This is a genomic window from Luteimonas salinisoli (assembly GCF_013425525.1).
Classification (GTDB): domain Bacteria; phylum Pseudomonadota; class Gammaproteobacteria; order Xanthomonadales; family Xanthomonadaceae; genus Luteimonas; species Luteimonas salinisoli.
Genome location: NZ_JACCKA010000047.1, coordinates 43,449 through 62,264, shown reverse-complemented (window position 1 = coordinate 62,264; position 18,816 = coordinate 43,449). Strand labels below are relative to the sequence as shown.

Here is an 18,816-nt window from a genome sequence, read left to right as displayed (position 1 = left end):
ACGGCCGCGGCCAGGATCCGAAACAAGAAGACCCCGCGCGGCGGGGTCTTCTTCGGTGCACGCAGCGCATGCGGCGCGCATCCGGACATGGTGCCCAAGAGGGGACTCGAACCCCTACGACTCTCGTCGCTACCACCTCAAGGTAGTGCGTCTACCAATTCCGCCACCTGGGCTTGTTCGGGTCGCCGGGCCGGCCGGCGACGAAGCGCGCATTGTAAGCGCTATCGGTCTTCCTGCGGAGCCGGTTCCGGCTCGCCGTCGACGGGCGTCTGCACGTCCTCCTGCGTCGCTGCCGGCGGCGGCGCCGGCACGGCCTGGTCGGCCGAGGGAGCGGCAGGCACGGCCGCGTCGTCCTGCTGCGCCGGCGCGGCCGGCACCGAGCCCGCGCCCTCCGCGGGCGGAGCCTGCGGGATCGCCATCACCCCGAGATCCTGCTGCACCTGCGCGGGCGCGGCCTGGCGGGTCGCATGCCAGGCCATGAACAGCGTGATCGCGAAGAACGAGATCGCCAGCCACTTGGTGGCCTTGGACAGGAAGCTGGACGAGCCGCGCGCGCCGAACACCGTGGCCGATGCGCCGCCGCCGAACCCGGAGCCGGCGGCCGCGCCGGAGCCGCGCTGCATGAGGATCAGCGCGACCATCGAGATCGCGATCAGGACGAACAGGACGTTGAGGACGAGCAACAGCATCGGACCGGATCCGTTTCAGGGCGCCGCAGCGGCGATGATGGCGAGGAAATCGGCGGCGACCAGCGAGGCCCCACCGATCAATCCGCCATCCACGTCCGGCTGCGAGAACAGCGCGGGAGCATTGTCAGGTTTGCAACTGCCGCCATACAGGATCGGCAGCAAGCCGGCGATTGTAGCATCGCGGCGGGCGGCCTCGCCACGCAGGAAGGCGTGGACCGCCTGCGCCTGCTCGGGGGTGGCGGTGCGGCCGGTGCCGATCGCCCAGACCGGCTCATAGGCCAGCACCGCGCCATCCAGCGCCTGCGCCCCGGCCGCCTCGAATACCGCGGCCAACTGCGCTGCGGTCACCGCCTCGGTCCTGCCCGCCTCGCGATCCTCCAGGGTCTCGCCCACGCACAGCACCGGCACCAGGCCGCCGGCCCTGGCGGCGGCGAACTTGCGCGCCACCAGCGCGCTGTCCTCGCCATGGTACTGACGGCGCTCGGAATGCCCGACCAGGACGTAGCGGGCCCCGACCTCGGCCAGCATCGCGGCGGCGACCTCCCCGGTGTAGGCGCCCTGGCCGTGCTCGCTGACGTCCTGGGCGCCGAACGCCAGCCCGGAGTCGGAGTCGCCGTAGCGCCCGGCGAGTTCGGCCAGGTAAGGCAGCGGCGGCAGCACCACGCGCTCCACCCCGGCCGGCACCGGCGCGCCGGACAGCGCGTCGAGCAGGGCCGCGGCGGACCCGCGGTCGCCATTCAGCTTCCAGTTTCCGGCAACGATTCTGCGACGCATGACCACTCCAGCCGAAACGGGGCGGTGAAGTCTAGCGCAGCGCGCCGTCAGCCCGCTCCGCAACGCCCGCGGGAAGCATCGGTTGCGACGGGAACCGGGCGCGGTGCGCCGTCCGTCGAACCCGGGGCAGAATCGTGGCCGCCTCCCGGCGCCCAGGCCGTAATCCCGATCCAAGGCACGAAGGGATTCGCACGGGAGCGCCAGACCAGGCGCACGAACGAGCTTCGCACCCGCCTCCCCGGCAGACGCCGAACCGCGCGTCCCGCACTCCCTTCGCCCTCGCCGGCCCGCGCCCCGGGTCGAGACGCGCCGGCCGGCCCGATCCATCGACCCGCTTGTTCCGCAATACGGAGCATCACCCCCGAAGGAGTCAGTCATGGAAGTCCGTTACCACGCCCCCATCGCGGGCGACCCCCCCGCCCCGCACCCCATCGCCGCTGCGATCCGCCTGCTGGGCCGTTCGATCCTGGTCGGCGCGCTCGTGCTCGCGCCCTTCGCCGCGCCCGCGCTGGCCGGCGAACGGGTCGTGCGCGTGCCCGGCGGAGACGTCGTCCGCCTCGACGCCACCGACGCCGCACAGCGCAGTCCCAAGGCCGGCGCGCACCCGTTCGCCACCCGCGAGCAGCGCGCCGCCGCTACGCCGATGCGCTGGAGCGGCGGCGAGCCCGCCTCGAAAACGCCCGCCGACACTACCCCCGCCGGCCCGGCCGGATCCGCCGGCGGCGGCGGCGCACCGCCCTTCGCCGACTACCTGGCCCGCAGCCACTTCCCGGAGGCCTGGGCGGAACTCGACGCCGCCCGGGCGGGCGATACGCCGGAAACGGCCGCCGAGCCCGCCGCCGAGAAGGACGGCGCGCACCACCCCTACGTGCGCTTTCCCGGCAACTACTACGCATCGCGCTGGCAGCTGGCTCCGTGGAACAAGATCGGCAAGCTGTACTTCACCACGCCCTCGGGCGGCAGCTCCTACTGCACGGCCAATGTCGCCAGCGGCAATTCTGTGATCATCACCGCCGCGCATTGCGTCTACACCCGCGGCCAGGGCTTCAACTCCAACTTCGTGTTCGTGCCGGCCGACCGCTACGGGGTCGCCCCGTACGGCAGCTTCGGTTGGAGCTCGGCCACGGTGATGAACAACTGGATCAACCAGGGCGGCAGGCGCTGGGACGTCGCCGTGATCAAGCTCGCCGGCGAAGCGTCCACCGGCGTGCCGGTCACCAGCTACGTCGGATGGCTGGGCCGCAGCTGGAATCAGCCCTATTCCGAGTTCCACTACTCGATCGGCTACGCGAGCAACTTCAGCACCCAGTACACGACCGTGTGCGCCGGCCAGACCTACAGCTCGCCGGCCGAGGGCGACAACGTGCTGGTGCAGGGCTGCGACATGACCTACGGCAGCAGCGGCGGCGGCTGGCTGCGGCAGTTCGCCCACAACTCGCACGGCGGCAACTACGTCAACGCGGTGGTCAGCGGACCGCACATCGGCGACTTCGGCCAGAGCTACGTCGGGCCGCGCTTCGCCAGCGACAACATCGTTCCGCTCTGCAACGCGATCGGCTGCTGAGCGGCGGCACCTGCCGGACGGGCCCGTCGCGCCCGTCCGGACCCGCGCCTGGCTCCCGTCGAACCTACTTCAGCTTGATCTCCCGCAGCCGCTCCTCCAGGTAGCCCTGGGCGGTGATCGGTTCGGGATAGCGGCTGGGGTTGTCCGGGGTCACCGTCCCGGGCAGCACGTCGATCAGGAAATCAGGGTTCGGATGCAGGAAGAACGGCGTCGAGTAGCGGGGCTTGCGCGCTTCCTCGCCCCGCGGGTTGACCACCCGATGGGTGGTGGACGGATACACATGGTTGGTCAGCCGCTGCAGCATGTCGCCGATGTTGACCACGATGGTGTCCGCGTCGGCGGTGAACGGCACCCACTCGCCGCGGCGCGAACGGACCTCCAGGCCCGCGGCGCTGGCGCCGACCAGCAGGGTGATCAGGTTGATGTCCTCGTGCGCGCCGGCGCGCTCGTTGGGAATGTCGGTGCCGGTGATCGGCGGATAGTGGATGGGGCGCAGGATCGAGTTGCCGAAGTCGGTCTTGTCGGCGAACCAGTCCTCCGCCAGGCCGAGGTGCAGCGCCAGGGCCGCCAGCACGCGGGAGCCCAGGCCGTCGAGGGCCTGGTACAGGCCGTAGCCGTGCTCGCGGAAGCCGGGCACTTCGTCGGGCCACAGATTGGGCGGCATCGCCTCGCGGTACTTCGAGTCGTCCGGGATCTCGCGGCCGATGTGCCAGAACTCCTTCAGGTCGAAGTGGCTGGCGCCCTTGGCGGTCTCGACGCCGAACGGCGTGTAGCCGCGAGCCCCGCCGGTGCCCGGCACGTGATACTGCATCTTCACCTCTTCGGGGAGGGCGAAGAAGGCGACGAAGGCATCGTAGGCCGCGTCGATGTCGGCCTGCGGGATGCCGTGGCCGTTGATGCCGGCGAAGCCCCACTCGCGATAGGCGGCGCCGAGTTCGGCCACGAAGGCGTCGCGGTCGCTGCGGCTGCCGGGATCGGTGAAGCGGCGGATGTCGAGGGTCGGGATGCGGGAAGTCATCGCTGGTCCTGGTCGAATCGATTCGGGGGCGGGCGTCCGCCCCGGGAAGCAGGCCCTGACGACGGGAACGGTGCGCCCCGCCGCCGGCCCTCCCGGCGGCGGGTGGGGTTGCGTGGATTCTATCCGGCCGCGGCGCGCACGGCCTCGGCGAGGCCCTCGAGCGTGCGCTGCATCAGCGCGGCCTCGTCGGCCTCCACCGTCACCCGGACCACGGGTTCGGTGCCCGAAGGACGCAGGAACGCGCGCCCCCTGCCCTCCACGGCCGCCTGGGCGCGGGCCAGCGCCGCCTGGACTTCCGGCGCCTCGGCCGGCCGCATGCCGCTGCCGTAGCGCACGTTCACGGTCTGCTGCGGCAGCTTCTGCAGGCCTTGCAGCGCTTCCTGCAGGGTCAGGCCGCGGCGCTTGAGGACCTCCAGCACCTGCAGCGCGCTGACGATGCCGTCGCCGGTGCCGGCACGGTCCAGGCACAGCAGATGGCCGGAGGTCTCGCCCCCCAGCACGCCGCCGTGCTCGAGCAGCGCCTGATGCACGTGGCGGTCGCCCACCTTGGTGCGGACCAGGCCGATGCCGCGCGCGCCCAGCGCCTGCTCCAGGCCGTAGTTGGTCATCACCGTGCCGACCACGGGGCCCTGCAGCCGGCCGCTGTCGAACCAGTCGCCGGCCAGGATGTAGAGCAGGTCGTCGCCGTCGGCGACGCGGCCCTCCGAGGTGACCATCATCACCCGGTCGCCGTCGCCGTCGAAGGCGATGCCCAGTTCCGCGCCGCATTCGCGCACGTGCGCCACCAGCGCCTGCGGATGCGTGGTGCCGACGCCGTCGTTGATGTTGAGGCCGTCGGGATCGTCGCCGATGGCATCCACGCGCGCGCCGAGCTCGCGCAGCACCAGCGGCCCGATCTGGTAGGTCGCGCCGTTGGCGCAGTCCATCGCCACGCGCATGCCGTCGAGGTCGAAACCGCGCGGCAGCGAGTTCTTGCACGCCTCCAGGTAGCGCCCGACCGCGTCGCGCGTGCGCACCGCCTTGCCCAGCTTGTCCGAGGGCACGGTGCGGAACGGGTGCTCGAGCGAGGCCTCGATCGCCAGCTCGGTGGCGTCGTCGAGCTTCTCGCCCCCGGCGGAGAAGAACTTGATGCCGTTGTCGTGATGGGGATTGTGCGAAGCCGAGATCACGATGCCGCCGTCGGCGCGCAGCGAACGGGTCAGATGGGCTACGGCCGGAGTCGGCATCGGCCCCATCAGTTCGACGTCGACGCCGGCGGCGACCAGCCCGGCCTCGAGCGCCGCTTCGAACATGTAGTTGGAGATGCGTGTGTCCTTGCCGATCACCACGAACGGCTTGCGCCAGGCGGCATCGCCGTCGTGCAGGGCATGGCCGTAGGCGTTGCCCAGGCGCAGCACGAAATCGGCCGAGATCGGCGACTCGCCGACGCGGCCGCGGATACCGTCGGTGCCGAAGTACTTTCTGCTCATGGGCGCGACCGCCCATGAGCAGGGAATGGGGAATCGGGAATGGGGAATCGGCGAAGCGCGGAGCGCGGCCGCCACCTGGAAGCCCTTCCGATTCCCGATTCCCGATTCCCGATTCCTGCCCTCATGCCGCCACCTCCACGTCTTCCTGCGGTTGCGGTTGCCGCGTCAGCAGGGCCAGCAGGCGGGCGATGCGCTCGCGCAGTTCGCGGCGGTCGCAGATCTGGTCGATGGCGCCGTGCTCGAGCAGGAACTCGGAACGCTGGAAGCCCTCCGGCAGGGTCTCGCGCACGGTCTGCTCGATCACCCGCGGGCCGGCGAAGCCGATCAGCGCTTCCGGCTCGGCGAGGTTGATGTCGCCGAGCATGGCGAACGAGGCCGAGACGCCACCGGTGGTCGGGTGGGTCATGACCGAGACGTAGGGCAGGCCCGCGGCGCGCAGGCGGCCCAGCGCGGCCGAGGTCTTGGCCATCTGCAGCAGCGAGAACAGGCTCTCCTGCATGCGCGCCCCGCCGCTGGCGGAAAAGCAGACGAACGGGCAGGAGAGCTCCAGCGCGCGCTCCGCGCCGAGGGCGAAGCGCTCGCCCACCACCGAGCCCATCGATCCGCCCATGAAGGCGAAGTCGAACGCGCAGGCCACCACCGGCCTGCCCTTCAGCACGCCTTCCATGGCGATCAGGGCATCGCGCTCGCCGGTGGCCTTCTGCGCGGCCTTGATGCGATCGGCATAGCGCTTCTGGTCCTTGAAGCGCAGCACGTCGGTGGGGCCCAGCCCGGCGCCGAGCTCGATGCCGGTGTCGCGGTCCAGGAACCCGCGCAGCCGCGGCCGGGCGCGGATCGCGCGGTGGAAGCCGCATTTGGGGCAGACCTCCAGGTTCTCCTCAAGCTCCGGCCGGTACAGCACCGCGCCGCAGCGGTCGCACTTCTCCCACAGCCCTTCCGGGACGCTGCGCTTGCGCGGCGCGCTGCCCTCGGTGCGGATGCTCGCGGGCATCAGTTTCTTCAGCCAGCTCAAGTCGGATTCACCTTCGTGTCGGGTGGCGGCGCGTGCAGGCGCGGGCCGCGGGGGCCGCCGGATGCGCGAAGTCTAGCGCGGGGCGCGGCGGAACGTCTGTGCGCCGGGTTCAGGCATCCAGCGCGGCGCGCAGCGGGGCGAGGAAGGCAACGGCGCGGCGCGCCGCGTCGGCGGCGTCGGCGGCCCCCGCCAGCGCCGCCACCAGGGCGCTGCCCACCACCACGCCATCGGCGTCCACCGCCATCGCGGCGGCGCTGGCGGCGTCGCGGATCCCGAAGCCCGCCACCACCGGCGCGCCGGCGCGGGCGCGCAGTTCGCGCAACCGGATCCCGGCGGCCCCGGCATCGAGCCGCTCCGACGCCCCGGTGACGCCGGCGAAGCTGACGTAGTACAGGTAGCCCTGGACGTCCTCGCACAGGCGCTGGAGCCGCGCGTCGCTGCTGGTGGGCGAGGCGAGCAGGATCAGCGCCAGGCCGTGGCGGACGAATGCCGTACGCAGGTCCCCGGCCTCCTCGGGCGGCAGGTCGACCAGCAGCACGCCGTCGACGCCGGCGGCGGCGGCCTGGGCCGCGAACGCCTCGGTGCCGCGGATCTCGACCGGGTTCAGGTAGCCCATCAGCACCACCGGGGTGGCGTCGTCGCGTTCGCGAAAGGCCCGCACCGCGTCGAGCACGAAGGACAGTCCGGCGCCGCGGGCCAGGGCGCGCTCGGAGCTGCGCTGGATGGTCGGCCCGTCGGCCATCGGGTCGGAGAACGGGACCCCCAGCTCCAGCACATCGGCGCCCGCCTCCACCAGGGCGTGCATCACCGGCACGGTCGCCTCGAGCGAAGGATCGCCGGCTGTGACGAACGGCACCAGCACCTTGCGGCCCGCAGCCGCCAGCATGGCGAAGCGGCGGTCGATCCTCGAAGTATTTCCGTCCATCACATGCAGCCCTCGCCGAGCGTCGCCGCGCCGGCATCGCCCCAGTAGATCGCGTCGACCAGGCCGTCGTAGGTTTCGAGGCGGATGCCGAGCGTCGAGGCCGGATCGCGCCAGGTCAGGTATTCGCCTTCCGGCGCCTCGTATTCGTGCGGGGCCGCCTGCGCGCCTTCGGGCAACAGCGCGAACGCTTCGCCTCTGATCTGCCCCAGATGCACCCCGAACGGCGCGCGATAGCGCACCGCCTCGGCCGGATCCTGGCGCATCGTCAGTTCGAAGCGCGCGATGGCACCGTCCATCACCATCATCGACATGCCCCGCGGCAGCGCATCGCCGGTGTACTGCTCGCAGTCGACGTAGGGGTCGTGTTCCTGCGCGCCGGCGGCGACCCAGTCCGCGAGCCAGTCGTCGGCGGAAAACGCCTCGCCGATGCGGGCGTCGCCGACGCGGTCGAGCGCGAACGGCGCGTCGATGCCGGCGGCGCGCCCGGGTGGGACGGGCGCGCCGCCGGCTACACCGGGCACGGCCGGTTCGACGACGGCAGAATCCACAGGATCGGCGCCGCCGGAGGCATCCGGCGGCGCGCATCCGGACAACTGGCCTGCCGCGAACACCAACGCGGCGGCATGCGCCATCGCGTTATTCACAGCGCGATGCCGTCGCGCGCGGCGATGGTATGCACGTCCTTGTCGCCGCGGCCGGACAGGTTGCACAGCACCAGCCCGTCCTTCGGCAGTTCGCGCGCCAGCTTGATCGCCTGGGCGATGGCATGGCTGGACTCGAGCGCGGCGAGGATGCCCTCGGTCTTCGCCAGCAGGTGGAAGGCTGCCAACGCTTCGTCGTCGTCGATGCCGACGTACTCGGCGCGCCCGCTGTCCTTCAGGAACGCGTGCTCGGGCCCGACGCCCGGGTAGTCCAGCCCGGCGGACACCGAGTGGGTCTCGGTGATCTGGCCGTCGTCGTCGCAGAGCACGTAGGTGCGGTTGCCGTGCAGCACGCCCGGCCGGCCGGCGGCCAGCGATGCGGCGTGGCGGCCGCTGGCGATGCCCTCGCCCGCCGCCTCGGCGCCGACGATGCGCACCTGCGGATCGTTGAGGAAGGCGTGGAACAGGCCGATCGCGTTGCTGCCTCCGCCGACGCAGGCGGTCACCGCGTCGGGCAGGCGACCGTACCCGGCCAGCATCTGCGCGCGCGCCTCGCGCCCGACCACGGCGTTGAAGTCGCGCACCATGCGCGGGTACGGGTCCGGCCCGGCCACGGTGCCGATGATGTAGAAGGTGTCGGCGACGTTGGTCACCCAGTCGCGCATCGCCTCGTTGAGCGCGTCCTTGAGCGTGGCCGATCCGGACGTGACCGGCACCACCTCGGCGCCGAGCAGTTTCATCCGGTAGACGTTGATCTTCTGCCGCTCGATATCGGTGGCGCCCATGTAGACCACGCATTCCAGTCCCAGGCGCGCGGCGACTGTGGCGCTCGCGACGCCGTGCTGGCCGGCGCCGGTCTCGGCGATGATCCGCGGCTTGCCCATGCGGCTGGCCAGCAGCGCCTGGCCGATCGTGTTGTTGATCTTGTGGGCGCCGGTGTGGTTGAGGTCCTCGCGCTTGAGCAGGATGCGCGCGCCGCCGGTCTCCTCGCTCAACCGGCGCGCATGGTAGATCGGGCTGGGGCGGCCGACGTAGTGCGCCAGGTCGTCCTCGAACGCGGCGACGAAGGCGGGATCGGCGCGCGCGGCATCGTAGGCGGCGGCGAGCTCCTCGAGCGGGCCGATCAGGGTCTCGGCGACGAAACGGCCGCCGAACCTGCCGAAGTGTCCCGCCGCATCCGGCCAAGCGTGGTAATCGATCGCCGGCTCAGTCATCCGCGCGCTCCTCCGGGATCTCGTGGCAGTCGGCGCGCCGCACCTCCTGCACGAAGCGGCGCATGCGGTCGCCGTCCTTGATCCCCGGGGCGCTCTCGATCCCGCTGGCGGCGTCCACGCCCCACGGCAGGGTCGCCAGCGCGGCGGCGTAGACGTTGTCCGGTGTCAGCCCGCCGGCGACGAAGAACGGGACGTCGAACCCCGGCGGGATCAGGGTCCAGTCGAAGGTCGCGCCGGAGCCGGGTTCGGCGCCGCCGCCGTGGCTGTCGAACAGGAAGCCGGTCGCCGCCGGATAGGCCAGGCGCAGCCCGATCACGTCGAGCGCCCCGGATCCGCGCATCGGCACCGCCTTGATGTAGGGAACGCCGAAACTGCGGCAGAACCCGTCTTCCTCGTCGCCGTGGAACTGCAGCAGCGAGGGCCGCACCTGGCGCACCACCTCGCGCACCGACTCGCCGTGGTTGTCGCGGAACACCGCGACCGCGTTGACCAGCGGCGCGAGCGCGCTGCGCATCGCCCTGGCCTCCTCCGGCTCCACCCGCCGCGGGCTGCCCGCGGCGAACACGAAGCCGACCGCGTCCACGCCAAGCTCGCCGGCCAGGCGCACGTCGCCGGCGCGGGTCATGCCGCAGAACTTGATGCGGGTGCGGAACAGCGTGCGCTTCATGAACGGGTCCGGAGTCGTCTCGTCGACAGCACGACAGCGTAACTTTTTCCGCGCCAGCCTGCGCGCCCACCGGCCTCAGAGGGAGACCTCGCAGGGCAGCCCGCAGGCGCGCGGATACAGCGGGCCGACGAACAGCAGCCCGGACGCGGGCGCGGTGGCGCCGGCCAGGGTGCGGTCGCGGGCCGCCAGCAAGCCGGCGATCCAGGCCTCCGGTCGCTCCCCGGCGCCGACCTCGAGCAATGAACCGACGATGTTGCGGACCATGTGGTGCAGGAAGGCGTTCGCCTGCACCTCGACCACCACCTCGTCGCCTTCCCGCGTCACCGCGATCCGCTGCAGCTCGCGGCGGGCGTGCGGCGCCTGGCAGTGCACGGTGCGAAAGCTCGAAAAGTCGTGTTCGCCCAGCAGCGCCTGGGCCGCACGGTGCATCGCGGCGGCGTCGAGCGGACGGCGGCACCAGGCCAGGTACTGGCGCGCCAGCGCCGGACGCACCGCGCGGTTGAGGATGCGGTAGCGGTAGCGGCGCGCGAGCGCGCCGAAACGCGCATGGAAGTCGTCTGCCACCGGCACGCACCAGCGCACCGCCACCGACGGCGGCAGCCGCGAGGTCGCGCCGAGCATCCAGCCGCGCGGCTCGCGCGGGGCATCGCTGTCGAAGTGCACCACCTGGCACAGCGCATGCACGCCAGCATCGGTGCGGCCCGCGCAGACCGTGGCCACCGGAGCGTCGGCCACCTGCCCCAGCGCCTGCTCGAGCGCGGCCTGCACCGTCGGTGGGCCCGCCTCGCCCGGCTGGCTCAGCCGCTGCCACCCCGAGAAGCCGCTGCCGTCGTATTCGACGCCGAGTGCGTAGCGCATCGCCGGCCGGACGGCCTCAACCCAGCTCGCGGAGCATCCGCTCGGCCTCGCCGCGTTCGCCGGCCTCGCCGCTGCCGGCGACTTCCTGCAGCAGGCCGCGCGCGGTCTCGACGTCGCCGAGTTCGATGTAGGCGCGGGCGAGCTCGATTCGCTCCTGCCCGGCTTCCGCGGCGACGCCGGCCGACGCCGGCGCATGCTCTGCCGCCCCGGGCGCGGAGGTTTCGGGTCCGGGGCCTGCTTCCGTGTCCGTCGACCCCACGGCGTCCTGCACCGCCGGCGCTCCCGACGCGCCGTCCCCGTTGTGCCACGTCGGCATCGCCGCGCCGGGAGCCGGCCTTGCGGCCGCCGCCGCGGACTCCATCCCGGCCACCGCGGCTTGCGTGGTACGGCGCTCCGGCGCCGGTGAGGCGGCGGCACGGAAACTCCGCACCGGCTGGTCGCGGCGCCGCCGCGACCACAGCCAGGCGCCCGCGGCGGCCAGCAGCAGCGCGATCCCGAGCGCCGGCCACAGCCAGGCCTGGCCGCCGGCCGAAGCCGTACCGGCATCGGCCGGCGTCGTCGACTGCTGCTGGTTGGATTCGGCCAGGCGCTCCTGCGCGGCCGCCAACTCGCTGTCCTTGAGGGTCAGCAGTTGCTGCTGTTGCTGCTGCAGCTCTTCCAGCTCAGCGACCCGCGTCCTGAGCTCTTCGACCTCGGCCTCGCGCGCCGCCAGCGTTTCCTGGGTTTCCTGCATGTCCTGTCGAAGCATCTCGCCCTCGCCGCCGGCGGTGACGCCGGACCGTGTTCCCGCCTGCTGCCCGCCATCGGTCGATGGCGGCACGATCTCCAGCCGCGCCTGCGCGCCGGGCGCGGCGGATGCCGAGCCGTCGACGCCGGAAGCATCCGCGGGAACGCCGTCCTCCTGCGCCACCGCCGCGTCCGGCTGCGGCGCCGGCGCCGACAGTTCGCGCCAGCGCGCCACCTGTGCGCGCACCTCGGCGGTCGCCTCGGTGACGCTGAGACTGGTGGCGTCCTCTCGCGAGGGGATCCGCAGCACCGCGCCCTGGCGCACCAGGTTGACGTTGCCGCCGATGAAGGCCTCCGGATTGGCGCGCAGCAGCGCGAGCATCATCTGGTTGAGGCTGACGCCGTCGTCGGGTCCGATCCGCTGCACGATCTGGCTCAGGGTGTCGCCCGCCTGCACCGGTCCGTATTCGCCCGGCACGGACATCGCCGTCGCGGCAGGCGCCGGCGCAGGCGCCGCCGGCTGCGACGGAGGTGCCGGCGTCGCGGAGGGCTCGGGCGCAGCGAGTTCCTCTGCCGGGTCGGTCGACGGCTCGACGGCCACCGGCTCGGCCGGCACCGGCACCGGCGGACGCACGATGGTGCCGGTGGGCGCGGCGTCGGGGGCCTGGATCGGCGGCTGCGCGGGCGCCGCGACGGTATCGGGCGTATCGATCAGCGCCGAATACTCGCGCACCAGCCGCCCCTGCCCCCAGTCGACCTCGACCAGGAAGGTCAACAGCGGCTGTTGCACCGGCGCGACGCTGGTGACCCGCACCACCGGGCGGCCCGAGGCATCGAGCGCCACGGTGAACTGCAGGTCGGAAACCAGGCCCTGCGGCGGTTCCAGGCCGATCCGGGCGAAGGTGTCGGGCGAGGCCAGCCGGGCCTGCAACTGCTGCAGCTCGGCCGGATCGCTCGAGACGATGGGGATCTCGGCCAGGAACGGCTCGCCGTACTGCGAACGCACCTGGATCTGGCCGAGACCGAGCGCAGCCGCCGGCCCGGCGACCAGCGCCAGCACCAGGATCCACGCGTATCGCCACTTCAACAGCATGTTTCTCCCCCTTTCGGGACGACTCTAGCCGGGCGCGCCGCCGCTCCGCAACGGCTCAGCCTTCGGCGGCGACCAATTCGGCGATCTGCACCGCGTTCAGCGCGGCGCCCTTGCGGATGTTGTCCGAGACGATCCACAGGTCGAGTCCGCGCGGATGCGACAGGTCATCGCGGATGCGCCCGACGTAGACCGCGTCGCGGCCGGAGGCGTGGGTGACCGGGGTCGGATAGCCGCCGGGAACGCGCTCATCGACTACCTCCACGCCGGGGGCCGCGGCCAGCAGTTCGCGGGCGCGCGCGGCGCCGATCCTGTCGCGGGTCTCGATGTGCACCGCCTCGGCGTGGCCGTAGAACACCGGCACGCGCACCGCGGTGGGGTTCACCCCGATGGACTCGTCGCCGAGAATCTTGCGCGTCTCCCAGACCAGCTTCATCTCCTCGCGGGTGAAGCCGTTGTCCATGAACTCGTCGATCTGCGGGATGACGTTGAAGGCGATCTGCACCGGGAAGCGCTGCGGATCCGCGCCTTGGAAGTTCAGCAGCGCGCCGGTCTGGCGGCCCAGTTCCTCCATCGCCGCGCGCCCGGCACCCGACACCGACTGGTAGGTGGCCACGTTGATCCGCTCGATCCCGGCCTCGCGGTGGATCGGCGCCAGCGCCACCAGCATCTGCATGGTCGAGCAGTTCGGGTTGGCGATGATCCCGCGCGGACGCTGCTTCACGGCCTCCGGGTTGACCTCGCTGACGACCAGCGGCACGTCGTCGTCGTAGCGGAACGCCGAGCTGTTGTCGATCACCACCGCACCGGCGGCGGCGAACTTCGGCGCGTACTCCTTCGATACCGAGCCACCGGCGGAGAACAGCGCGATCTCGACACCGGCCGGGTCGAAGCCGGCCAGGTCGCGCACCACCACCTCGTCGCCTCGCCAGTCGATGCTCTCGCCGGCCGAGCGCTCGCTGGCCAGCACGACCAGCTCCGATACGGGAAACCTGCGTTCGGCGAGGATCGACAGCATGGCCTCGCCGACCGCGCCGGTGGCGCCGACCACGGCCACCTTGAAACGTCTCTGGGAATCGCTCATGGGGGGTACTCGGATCAGGATGGGGAACGGATCTGGGTGCCGGCGGCAGCGCCTGTGGGGGGAGCCGCCGGCGCAGGCGAGCGATGCGTCGCCGCGGCCGAAGCCGGTTCCGCGACAGCTTCGCATGCCACGGGGAGCGCGGGGGCCGGGAGCTCGCGGACGGCCGCGGGCTCCCTATCGTTTCAGTGCACCGGCATTGACCGGCGTCGGCGGCCGGCCGGCATCCGGGCCGCAGCCGAGCGCGGCGACCAGATTGTCCACCGCCAGCGCCACCATCGCGCGCCGGGTGGCGAGGCTGGCGCTGGCGATGTGCGGGGTCAGCACCACGTTGTCCAGCGCCAGCAGCTCGGGACGCACTCGGGGCTCGCCCTCGTAGACGTCCAGGGCTGCCGCGCCCAGGCGCCCGCCGGCGAGGGCCGCGGCCAGCGCGAGTTCGTCGACGATGCCGCCACGGGCGATGTTGACCAGGGTGGCGGTGGGCTTCATCCGCGCCAGCGCACCGGCATCGATCAGGTGGTGGGTGGAGGCGGAGTGCGGCAGCGCCAGCACCAGGTGGTCGGCCCGCTGCAGCAGCCCGGGAAGGTCGGCGTACTCCGCGCGGCATTCGCGCTCCACGGCCTCCGGCAACCGGCTGCGGTTGTGATAGAGCACGCGCATGTCGAAGCCGGCGGCGCGCCTGGCGATGCCCTGCCCGATCCGGCCCATGCCGAGGATGCACAGGGTGCTGCCATGCAGGTCGACGCCGAGCAGGGTGTCGAACGACCAGCGGCCCCAGTGGCCGTCGCGCAGCCAGCGCTCGGCTTCGGTGACGCGCCGTGCCGCTGCCATCAGCAGCGCGAAGCCGAAGTCGGCGGTGGTGTCGGTGAGCACGTCGGGGGTGTTGGTGACCAGTACGCCGGCCGCGCCCAGCGCCTCGACGTCGATATTGTCGTAACCGACGCCGACGTTGGCGACGGCGCGCAGACGCGTGGCCCCGGCGATCTCCTCGGCGCCGATCCGCTCGACCAGGGTGACGAGCGCGCCGTCGACGTCGCGCAGCCGCGCGGCGATCTCGGCGCCGGCGTAGCGGTTCCCGACCGCGCTGCGGACCACGTCGAAATGCTGGTCGAGCCGGCCGGTGACGTCCTCGAACAGGGGCCGCGCCAGCCACACCCGCAGGCGCGGTTCAGCCATGTCCGTGATCGCCGCCCGGCGCCGCAGCCGCGATCCGCGGCGCCACCTCGCCGACGTCGCCGCACTGCGCGCGGTGGCGCAGCGCCTGGTCCATCAGCACCAGCGCCAGCATCGCCTCGCAGATCGGCGTGGCGCGGATGCCGACGCAGGGATCGTGGCGGCCGGTGGTCACCACCTCCACCGCGTTGCCGTCGAGGTCCAGCCCGGGACCGGGCAGGCGCAGGCTGGAGGTGGGCTTGAACGCCACCGACACCACCAGCTGCTGCCCGGTCGAGATGCCGCCGAGGATGCCGCCGGCGTGGTTGGACAGGAAGCCGTCCGGTGCCATGCCGTCCCGGTGCACCGTACCGCGCTGGGCGACGCTGGCGAAGCCGTCGCCGATCTCCACGCCCTTGACCGCGTTGATCGACATCATCGCCGCGGCCAGCTCGGCATCGAGCTTGCCGTACACCGGTTCGCCCCAGCCCGGCGGCACGCCGTCGGCGACCACGGTCACCCGCGCGCCGACCGAATCGCCGGACTTGCGCAGCGCGTCCATGTAGGTCTCGAGCTCGGCGACCTGGGCGGCATCCGGCCAGAAGAACGGGTTGTCCTCCACCGCCGCCCAGTCGTGGGCCGCGGGGACGATGCCGCCGATCTGCGCCAGATGCCCGCGGATCCGGACATCGTGCCGTTCCGCCAGCCACTTCTTCGCCACCACCGCGGCGGCCACGCGCATGGTGGTCTCGCGGGCGGACGAGCGGCCGCCGCCGCGCGGGTCGCGGATGCCGTACTTCTGCCAGTAGGTGTAGTCGGCATGGCCGGGACGGAACTGCCGGGCGATGCGCTCGTAATCCTTGCTGCGCGCATCGGTATTGCGCACCAGCAGCGCCAGCGGGGTGCCTGTGCTGCGGCCCTCGTAGACGCCGGAAAGGATTTCCACCGCGTCGCTCTCGCGCCGCGCCGAGGTGTGGCGGGTGCGGCCGGTGGCGCGCCGCTCGAGGTCGGCGGCGAACTCCTCCGCGGCGATGGCGATGCCGGGCGGACAGCCGTCGATCACGCAGCCGATCGCCGGCCCGTGCGACTCGCCGAAGGTGGTGACGCGGAACAGCTGGCCGGTGGTGTTGCCCACGCCGGTCAGAACAGGCCGGCCGGGGCGGGATCGGAGGCTTCGCCGGACGCCGCGGCAGACGGCTCGCGCGCCGCCGCCAGGGTAGAGATACGCGTGTTGTGGGCGACCAGGTCGTGGCACTCGGCCACGAACACCCCCATCTGCCCCACCTTGAACTCCACCCAGACCAGCGGCAGGTCCGGCAGCAGCGCGGAGAGTGCGCGTTCCGCCTCGCCCACCTCGCAGATCAGCAGGCCGTCCTCGCGCAGGTGCAGCGGCGCATCGCGGAGGATCTTCAGTACGAGGTCCAGCCCGTCGCCGCCGGCGCGCAGCCCCAGCTCGGGCTCGTGCGAATACTCGCGCGGCAGCGCGTCGGTCTCGTCGTCGGTGACGTAGGGCGGATTGGTGACGATCAGGTCGTAGTGCTCGCCCTGCAGCGCGGAGAACAGGTCCGAGCGCAGCAGGCGTACGTTCCCCACGCCCAGCCGCGCCTGATTCTCGCGCGCCAGGGCCAGCGCATCGTCGCTCAGGTCGGCGCCGTCGACGTGCCAGTCGGGGTTGTAGTGCGCCATGGCCAGGGCGATGCAGCCCGAGCCGGTGCACAGATCCAGGGCGCGGCGCACCTCGCGCCCGCCCAGCCAGGGTTCGAAGCCGGCCTCGATCAGCTCGGCGATCGGCGAGCGCGGCACCAGCGCGCGCGGGTCGCAGCGGAAACTCAGCCCGGCGAACCAGGCCTCGCCGGTGAGGTACGCGGCCGGGACCCGCTCCTCGATGCGGCGCAGGAACAGGCCCAGCACCTCTTCCTTCTCGGCCAGGGTGACCCGCGCCTGGCCGTAGGCCGGCGGCAGGTCGTGCGGCAGGTGCAGGGCATGCAAGGTGAGCTGGGTGGCCTCGTCCAGGGCGTTGTCGTAGCTGTGCCCGAACGTCAGCCCGGCCGCGCTGAAGCGGCTGGCGCCGTAGCGGATCAGGTCGATGATCGTCTGCAGTTCGTCGGTCATGGCGCGCGCCGGGGGCCTGGCGGCCGGAAGCCTGCCGCGTGGAGGACCGGGAAGTATATCGGCCGCGCGGGTATCATGGTCGAACTTCAAGTGGAACCTGAGATGTTCAACCGCACCACGCTCGTCGTGCTGATCGTCGCCCTGGCCGCCGGCCTCGGCCTGCTGGCCGCCCAGCGGCTGTCCTCCGAGCGGGTCGCACCGGCCGCACAGACCCGCGCGGTGACGCTGTTCCCTCAGCCGCGCGAGCTGCCGCCCTTCGCCCTGCAGCAGTCCGACGGCACCCAGCTGGTCCCCGGCGAGTTGCACGGCCACTGGACCGTGGTCTTCATCGGCTTCACCTTCTGCCCGGACGTCTGCCCCATGACCCTGGCCGAACTGGCCCGCGCGCAGAAGCAGTGGGAGGACATTCCCGAGGCGGTGCGCCCGCGGGTCCTGTTCGTCTCGGTCGATCCGGAGCGCGACAGCCCGGACCGGGTCGGCGAGTACGCCGCCGGCTTCCATCGCGATACCCTGGGCGCGACCGCCGACGTCCCCGCGCTCGAGGACTTCACCCGCGCGCTGTCTCTGGTCTTCATGAAGGTGCCGCCGCCGGAAGGGGCGCCCGCCGGCCAGTACTCCATCGACCATTCCGCAGCGATGGCCGTCCTCGACCCGCGGGGGCGCATGGCCGGGGTGATCCAGCCGCCGCTCGATCCGGCGGCGATCGCCGCCGACCTGCGCATGCTGACCGAAGCCTCGCGCGACTGAACCGCCAGCGGCGGCCCGAACCCATGCCGACACCATGAGCCTCGTCACCACCCTCACCCATGTGCTGCCGCACCGGCTGCTGTCCTCCCTGGCGCGGCGGCTGGCGTACTCGCGGCATCCGGCACTGAGCCGCTGGCTGATCGATACGGTCACCCGGCGCTTCGGCGTCGACCTGGGCGAAGCCGCCGAGGCCGATCCGCGCGCCTACGACAGCTTCAATGCCTTCTTCACCCGCGCCCTGCGCCCCGGCGCGCGCCTCGCGGAACCGGACCCCCGCGCGCTGCTGATGCCGGCGGACGGCCGGGTCAGCCAGTGCGGCGCGATCGGCCACCCCGACGAGCGCGGCCGCATCTTCCAGGCCAAGGGACGTTCGTTCACCGCCGCGGAACTGCTGGGCGACGCGCGCGACGCGGAGCCGTTCGACGGCGGCGTATTCGCCACGGTCTACCTGTCGCCGAGGGACTACCATCGCGTGCACATGCCGTGGACCGGGACCCTGCGCGAGACCGTGCACGTGCCCGGCAGGCTGTTCAGCGTCGGCCCGGCGGCGGTGCGGCGGGTGCCGCGCCTGTTCGCCCGCAACGAGCGGCTGGTCTGCCATTTCGACACCGATTTCGGGCCGATGGCGGTGGTGATGGTCGGCGCGCTGCTGGTTTCCGGGGTGGAGACGGTCTGGAGCGGCGAGGAGATCCCCCGCTACGGCGATCGGATCACCCGCAAGGATTATCGCGGCCGCGACATCGTGCTCGAGCGCTTCGCCGAGATGGCGCGCTTCAACTACGGCTCCACCGTCATCGTGCTGCTGCCGCCCGGGGTCGCCGACCTCGCTCCCGGGCTGTGCGCCGAGGCGCCGGTAAGGTTGGGCCAGCGGCTGGCAACCAGGCGCTCCTGAGCCGAGCGGATCGGCCAGCCGCACCGCGCCTCAGTGTCGCGACTCCCATCGATGGCACAGGAGTCCGCGCTACGACCGCGGCCGCAGCTCCCGGCAAGGAAATCCGCCACGCCGCTGGTAAGGACGCCGGTAGTATCCAGGGCCGGCACGGTGCCCCGGTGCGGGACCGTCGACGCCATGGATGG

The 18,816-nt window shown here is 72.3% G+C and carries 18 protein-coding genes and 1 tRNA gene; 3 read left to right on the top strand and 16 right to left on the bottom strand.

Annotated elements, in window-relative coordinates:
- Positions 1-88 precede the first annotated feature (88 nt).
- The 3 genes from H0E84_RS06860 to tpiA all read right to left on the bottom strand — a co-directional run bounded on the left by H0E84_RS06860 (position 89) and on the right by tpiA (position 1,463).
- Positions 89-173, bottom strand: a tRNA-Leu gene (locus H0E84_RS06860).
- A 48-nt stretch (positions 174-221) separates the two neighbouring features.
- A complete protein-coding gene (secG, locus tag H0E84_RS06855; RefSeq protein ID WP_180677898.1) occupies positions 222-689 on the bottom strand; it encodes a preprotein translocase subunit SecG in 468 nt (155 codons plus the stop codon).
- A 15-nt stretch (positions 690-704) separates the two neighbouring features.
- On the bottom strand, positions 705-1,463 hold the full coding sequence (gene tpiA / locus H0E84_RS06850) for a triose-phosphate isomerase (protein ID WP_180677897.1): 759 nt from the start codon (positions 1,461-1,463) through the stop codon (positions 705-707).
- 376 nt (positions 1,464-1,839) lie between these two features.
- Between tpiA and H0E84_RS06845 the strand changes: the two genes are divergently transcribed.
- Positions 1,840-3,027: a trypsin-like serine peptidase gene (locus tag H0E84_RS06845; protein WP_180677896.1), complete on the top strand. Its 1,188-nt coding sequence runs from the start codon at positions 1,840-1,842 to the stop codon at positions 3,025-3,027.
- A 64-nt stretch (positions 3,028-3,091) separates the two neighbouring features.
- Here H0E84_RS06845 and H0E84_RS06840 read toward each other — a convergent pair whose 3' ends face one another.
- The 13 genes from H0E84_RS06840 to prmB form a co-directional block, all read right to left on the bottom strand.
- Complete coding sequence (locus H0E84_RS06840) at positions 3,092-4,045, bottom strand: isopenicillin N synthase family dioxygenase (RefSeq protein ID WP_180677895.1); 954 nt, start codon at positions 4,043-4,045, stop codon at positions 3,092-3,094.
- A gap of 119 nt (positions 4,046-4,164) precedes the next feature.
- The gene (gene glmM / locus H0E84_RS06835) at positions 4,165-5,514 is read right to left on the bottom strand and encodes a phosphoglucosamine mutase (RefSeq protein WP_180677894.1); all 1,350 of its coding nucleotides are present in this window, start codon (positions 5,512-5,514) and stop codon (positions 4,165-4,167) included.
- 121 nt (positions 5,515-5,635) lie between these two features.
- Positions 5,636-6,526, bottom strand: a complete 891-nt coding sequence (gene accD, locus H0E84_RS06830) for an acetyl-CoA carboxylase, carboxyltransferase subunit beta (RefSeq protein WP_180677893.1) — start codon at positions 6,524-6,526, stop codon at positions 5,636-5,638.
- Between the two features lie 109 nt (positions 6,527-6,635).
- Entirely contained in the window at positions 6,636-7,451 is an 816-nt protein-coding gene (trpA, locus tag H0E84_RS06825) for a tryptophan synthase subunit alpha (protein ID WP_180677892.1), read from the bottom strand.
- The gene (locus H0E84_RS06820; RefSeq protein WP_180677891.1) at positions 7,451-7,972 is read right to left on the bottom strand and encodes a hypothetical protein; all 522 of its coding nucleotides are present in this window, start codon (positions 7,970-7,972) and stop codon (positions 7,451-7,453) included. The genes trpA and H0E84_RS06820 overlap by 1 nt, the downstream gene beginning before the upstream one ends.
- 119 nt (positions 7,973-8,091) lie before the next feature.
- Positions 8,092-9,306 carry a tryptophan synthase subunit beta gene (trpB, locus tag H0E84_RS06815; protein WP_180677890.1) on the bottom strand — a complete coding sequence of 405 codons (1,215 nt, stop codon included), beginning with the start codon at positions 9,304-9,306 and terminating at the stop codon, positions 8,092-8,094.
- Positions 9,299-9,973: a phosphoribosylanthranilate isomerase gene (locus H0E84_RS06810; protein ID WP_180677889.1), complete on the bottom strand. Its 675-nt coding sequence runs from the start codon at positions 9,971-9,973 to the stop codon at positions 9,299-9,301. Before H0E84_RS06810 ends, trpB begins: the two co-directional genes overlap by 8 nt.
- Before the next feature lie 75 nt (positions 9,974-10,048).
- Positions 10,049-10,831, bottom strand: coding sequence for a tRNA pseudouridine(38-40) synthase TruA (gene truA / locus H0E84_RS06805; protein WP_180677888.1), 783 nt, complete (start codon positions 10,829-10,831; stop codon positions 10,049-10,051).
- A 16-nt stretch (positions 10,832-10,847) separates the two neighbouring features.
- Positions 10,848-12,650, bottom strand: a complete 1,803-nt coding sequence (locus tag H0E84_RS06800; RefSeq protein WP_180677887.1) for a type IV pilus assembly protein FimV — start codon at positions 12,648-12,650, stop codon at positions 10,848-10,850.
- Positions 12,651-12,705: 55 nt separating this feature from the next.
- Complete coding sequence (locus H0E84_RS06795; RefSeq protein WP_180677886.1) at positions 12,706-13,731, bottom strand: aspartate-semialdehyde dehydrogenase; 1,026 nt, start codon at positions 13,729-13,731, stop codon at positions 12,706-12,708.
- A gap of 174 nt (positions 13,732-13,905) precedes the next feature.
- Positions 13,906-14,904 (bottom strand): 2-hydroxyacid dehydrogenase, encoded by a 999-nt coding sequence (locus H0E84_RS06790; protein ID WP_180677885.1) that lies wholly within the window; start codon positions 14,902-14,904, stop codon positions 13,906-13,908.
- Positions 14,897-16,015: a chorismate synthase gene (gene aroC, locus H0E84_RS06785; RefSeq protein ID WP_180677884.1), complete on the bottom strand. Its 1,119-nt coding sequence runs from the start codon at positions 16,013-16,015 to the stop codon at positions 14,897-14,899. The genes H0E84_RS06790 and aroC overlap by 8 nt, the downstream gene beginning before the upstream one ends.
- 5 nt (positions 16,016-16,020) lie before the next feature.
- Positions 16,021-16,992, bottom strand: a complete 972-nt coding sequence (gene prmB, locus H0E84_RS06780; protein ID WP_180677883.1) for a 50S ribosomal protein L3 N(5)-glutamine methyltransferase — start codon at positions 16,990-16,992, stop codon at positions 16,021-16,023.
- Positions 16,993-17,094: 102 nt separating this feature from the next.
- On the opposite strand from prmB, the gene H0E84_RS06775 reads away from it, so the two are divergent.
- Both H0E84_RS06775 and asd read left to right on the top strand, forming a co-directional pair.
- Positions 17,095-17,739, top strand: a complete 645-nt coding sequence (locus H0E84_RS06775) for an SCO family protein (protein WP_180677882.1) — start codon at positions 17,095-17,097, stop codon at positions 17,737-17,739.
- Between the two features lie 34 nt (positions 17,740-17,773).
- Positions 17,774-18,631, top strand: coding sequence for an archaetidylserine decarboxylase (gene asd / locus H0E84_RS06770; RefSeq protein WP_180677881.1), 858 nt, complete (start codon positions 17,774-17,776; stop codon positions 18,629-18,631).
- Positions 18,632-18,816 lie beyond the last annotated feature (185 nt).

Excerpts from the sequence above, each read along its gene's own strand:
- secG (WP_180677898.1), bottom strand. The coding sequence starts at position 689 with ATGCTGTTGCTCGTCCTCAACGTCCTGTTCGTCCTGATCGCGATCTCG.
- tpiA (WP_180677897.1), bottom strand. The coding sequence starts at position 1,463 with ATGCGTCGCAGAATCGTTGCCGGAAACTGGAAGCTGAATGGCGACCGC.
- H0E84_RS06845 (WP_180677896.1), top strand. The coding sequence starts at position 1,840 with ATGGAAGTCCGTTACCACGCCCCCATCGCGGGCGACCCCCCCGCCCCG.
- H0E84_RS06840 (WP_180677895.1), bottom strand. The coding sequence starts at position 4,045 with ATGACTTCCCGCATCCCGACCCTCGACATCCGCCGCTTCACCGATCCC.
- glmM (WP_180677894.1), bottom strand. The coding sequence starts at position 5,514 with ATGAGCAGAAAGTACTTCGGCACCGACGGTATCCGCGGCCGCGTCGGC.
- trpA (WP_180677892.1), bottom strand. The coding sequence starts at position 7,451 with ATGGACGGAAATACTTCGAGGATCGACCGCCGCTTCGCCATGCTGGCG.
- trpB (WP_180677890.1), bottom strand. The coding sequence starts at position 9,306 with ATGACTGAGCCGGCGATCGATTACCACGCTTGGCCGGATGCGGCGGGA.
- H0E84_RS06810 (WP_180677889.1), bottom strand. The coding sequence starts at position 9,973 with ATGAAGCGCACGCTGTTCCGCACCCGCATCAAGTTCTGCGGCATGACC.
- truA (WP_180677888.1), bottom strand. The coding sequence starts at position 10,831 with ATGCGCTACGCACTCGGCGTCGAATACGACGGCAGCGGCTTCTCGGGG.
- H0E84_RS06800 (WP_180677887.1), bottom strand. The coding sequence starts at position 12,650 with ATGCTGTTGAAGTGGCGATACGCGTGGATCCTGGTGCTGGCGCTGGTC.
- H0E84_RS06795 (WP_180677886.1), bottom strand. The coding sequence starts at position 13,731 with ATGAGCGATTCCCAGAGACGTTTCAAGGTGGCCGTGGTCGGCGCCACC.
- H0E84_RS06790 (WP_180677885.1), bottom strand. The coding sequence starts at position 14,904 with ATGGCTGAACCGCGCCTGCGGGTGTGGCTGGCGCGGCCCCTGTTCGAG.
- prmB (WP_180677883.1), bottom strand. The coding sequence starts at position 16,992 with ATGACCGACGAACTGCAGACGATCATCGACCTGATCCGCTACGGCGCC.
- H0E84_RS06775 (WP_180677882.1), top strand. The coding sequence starts at position 17,095 with ATGTTCAACCGCACCACGCTCGTCGTGCTGATCGTCGCCCTGGCCGCC.
- asd (WP_180677881.1), top strand. The coding sequence starts at position 17,774 with ATGAGCCTCGTCACCACCCTCACCCATGTGCTGCCGCACCGGCTGCTG.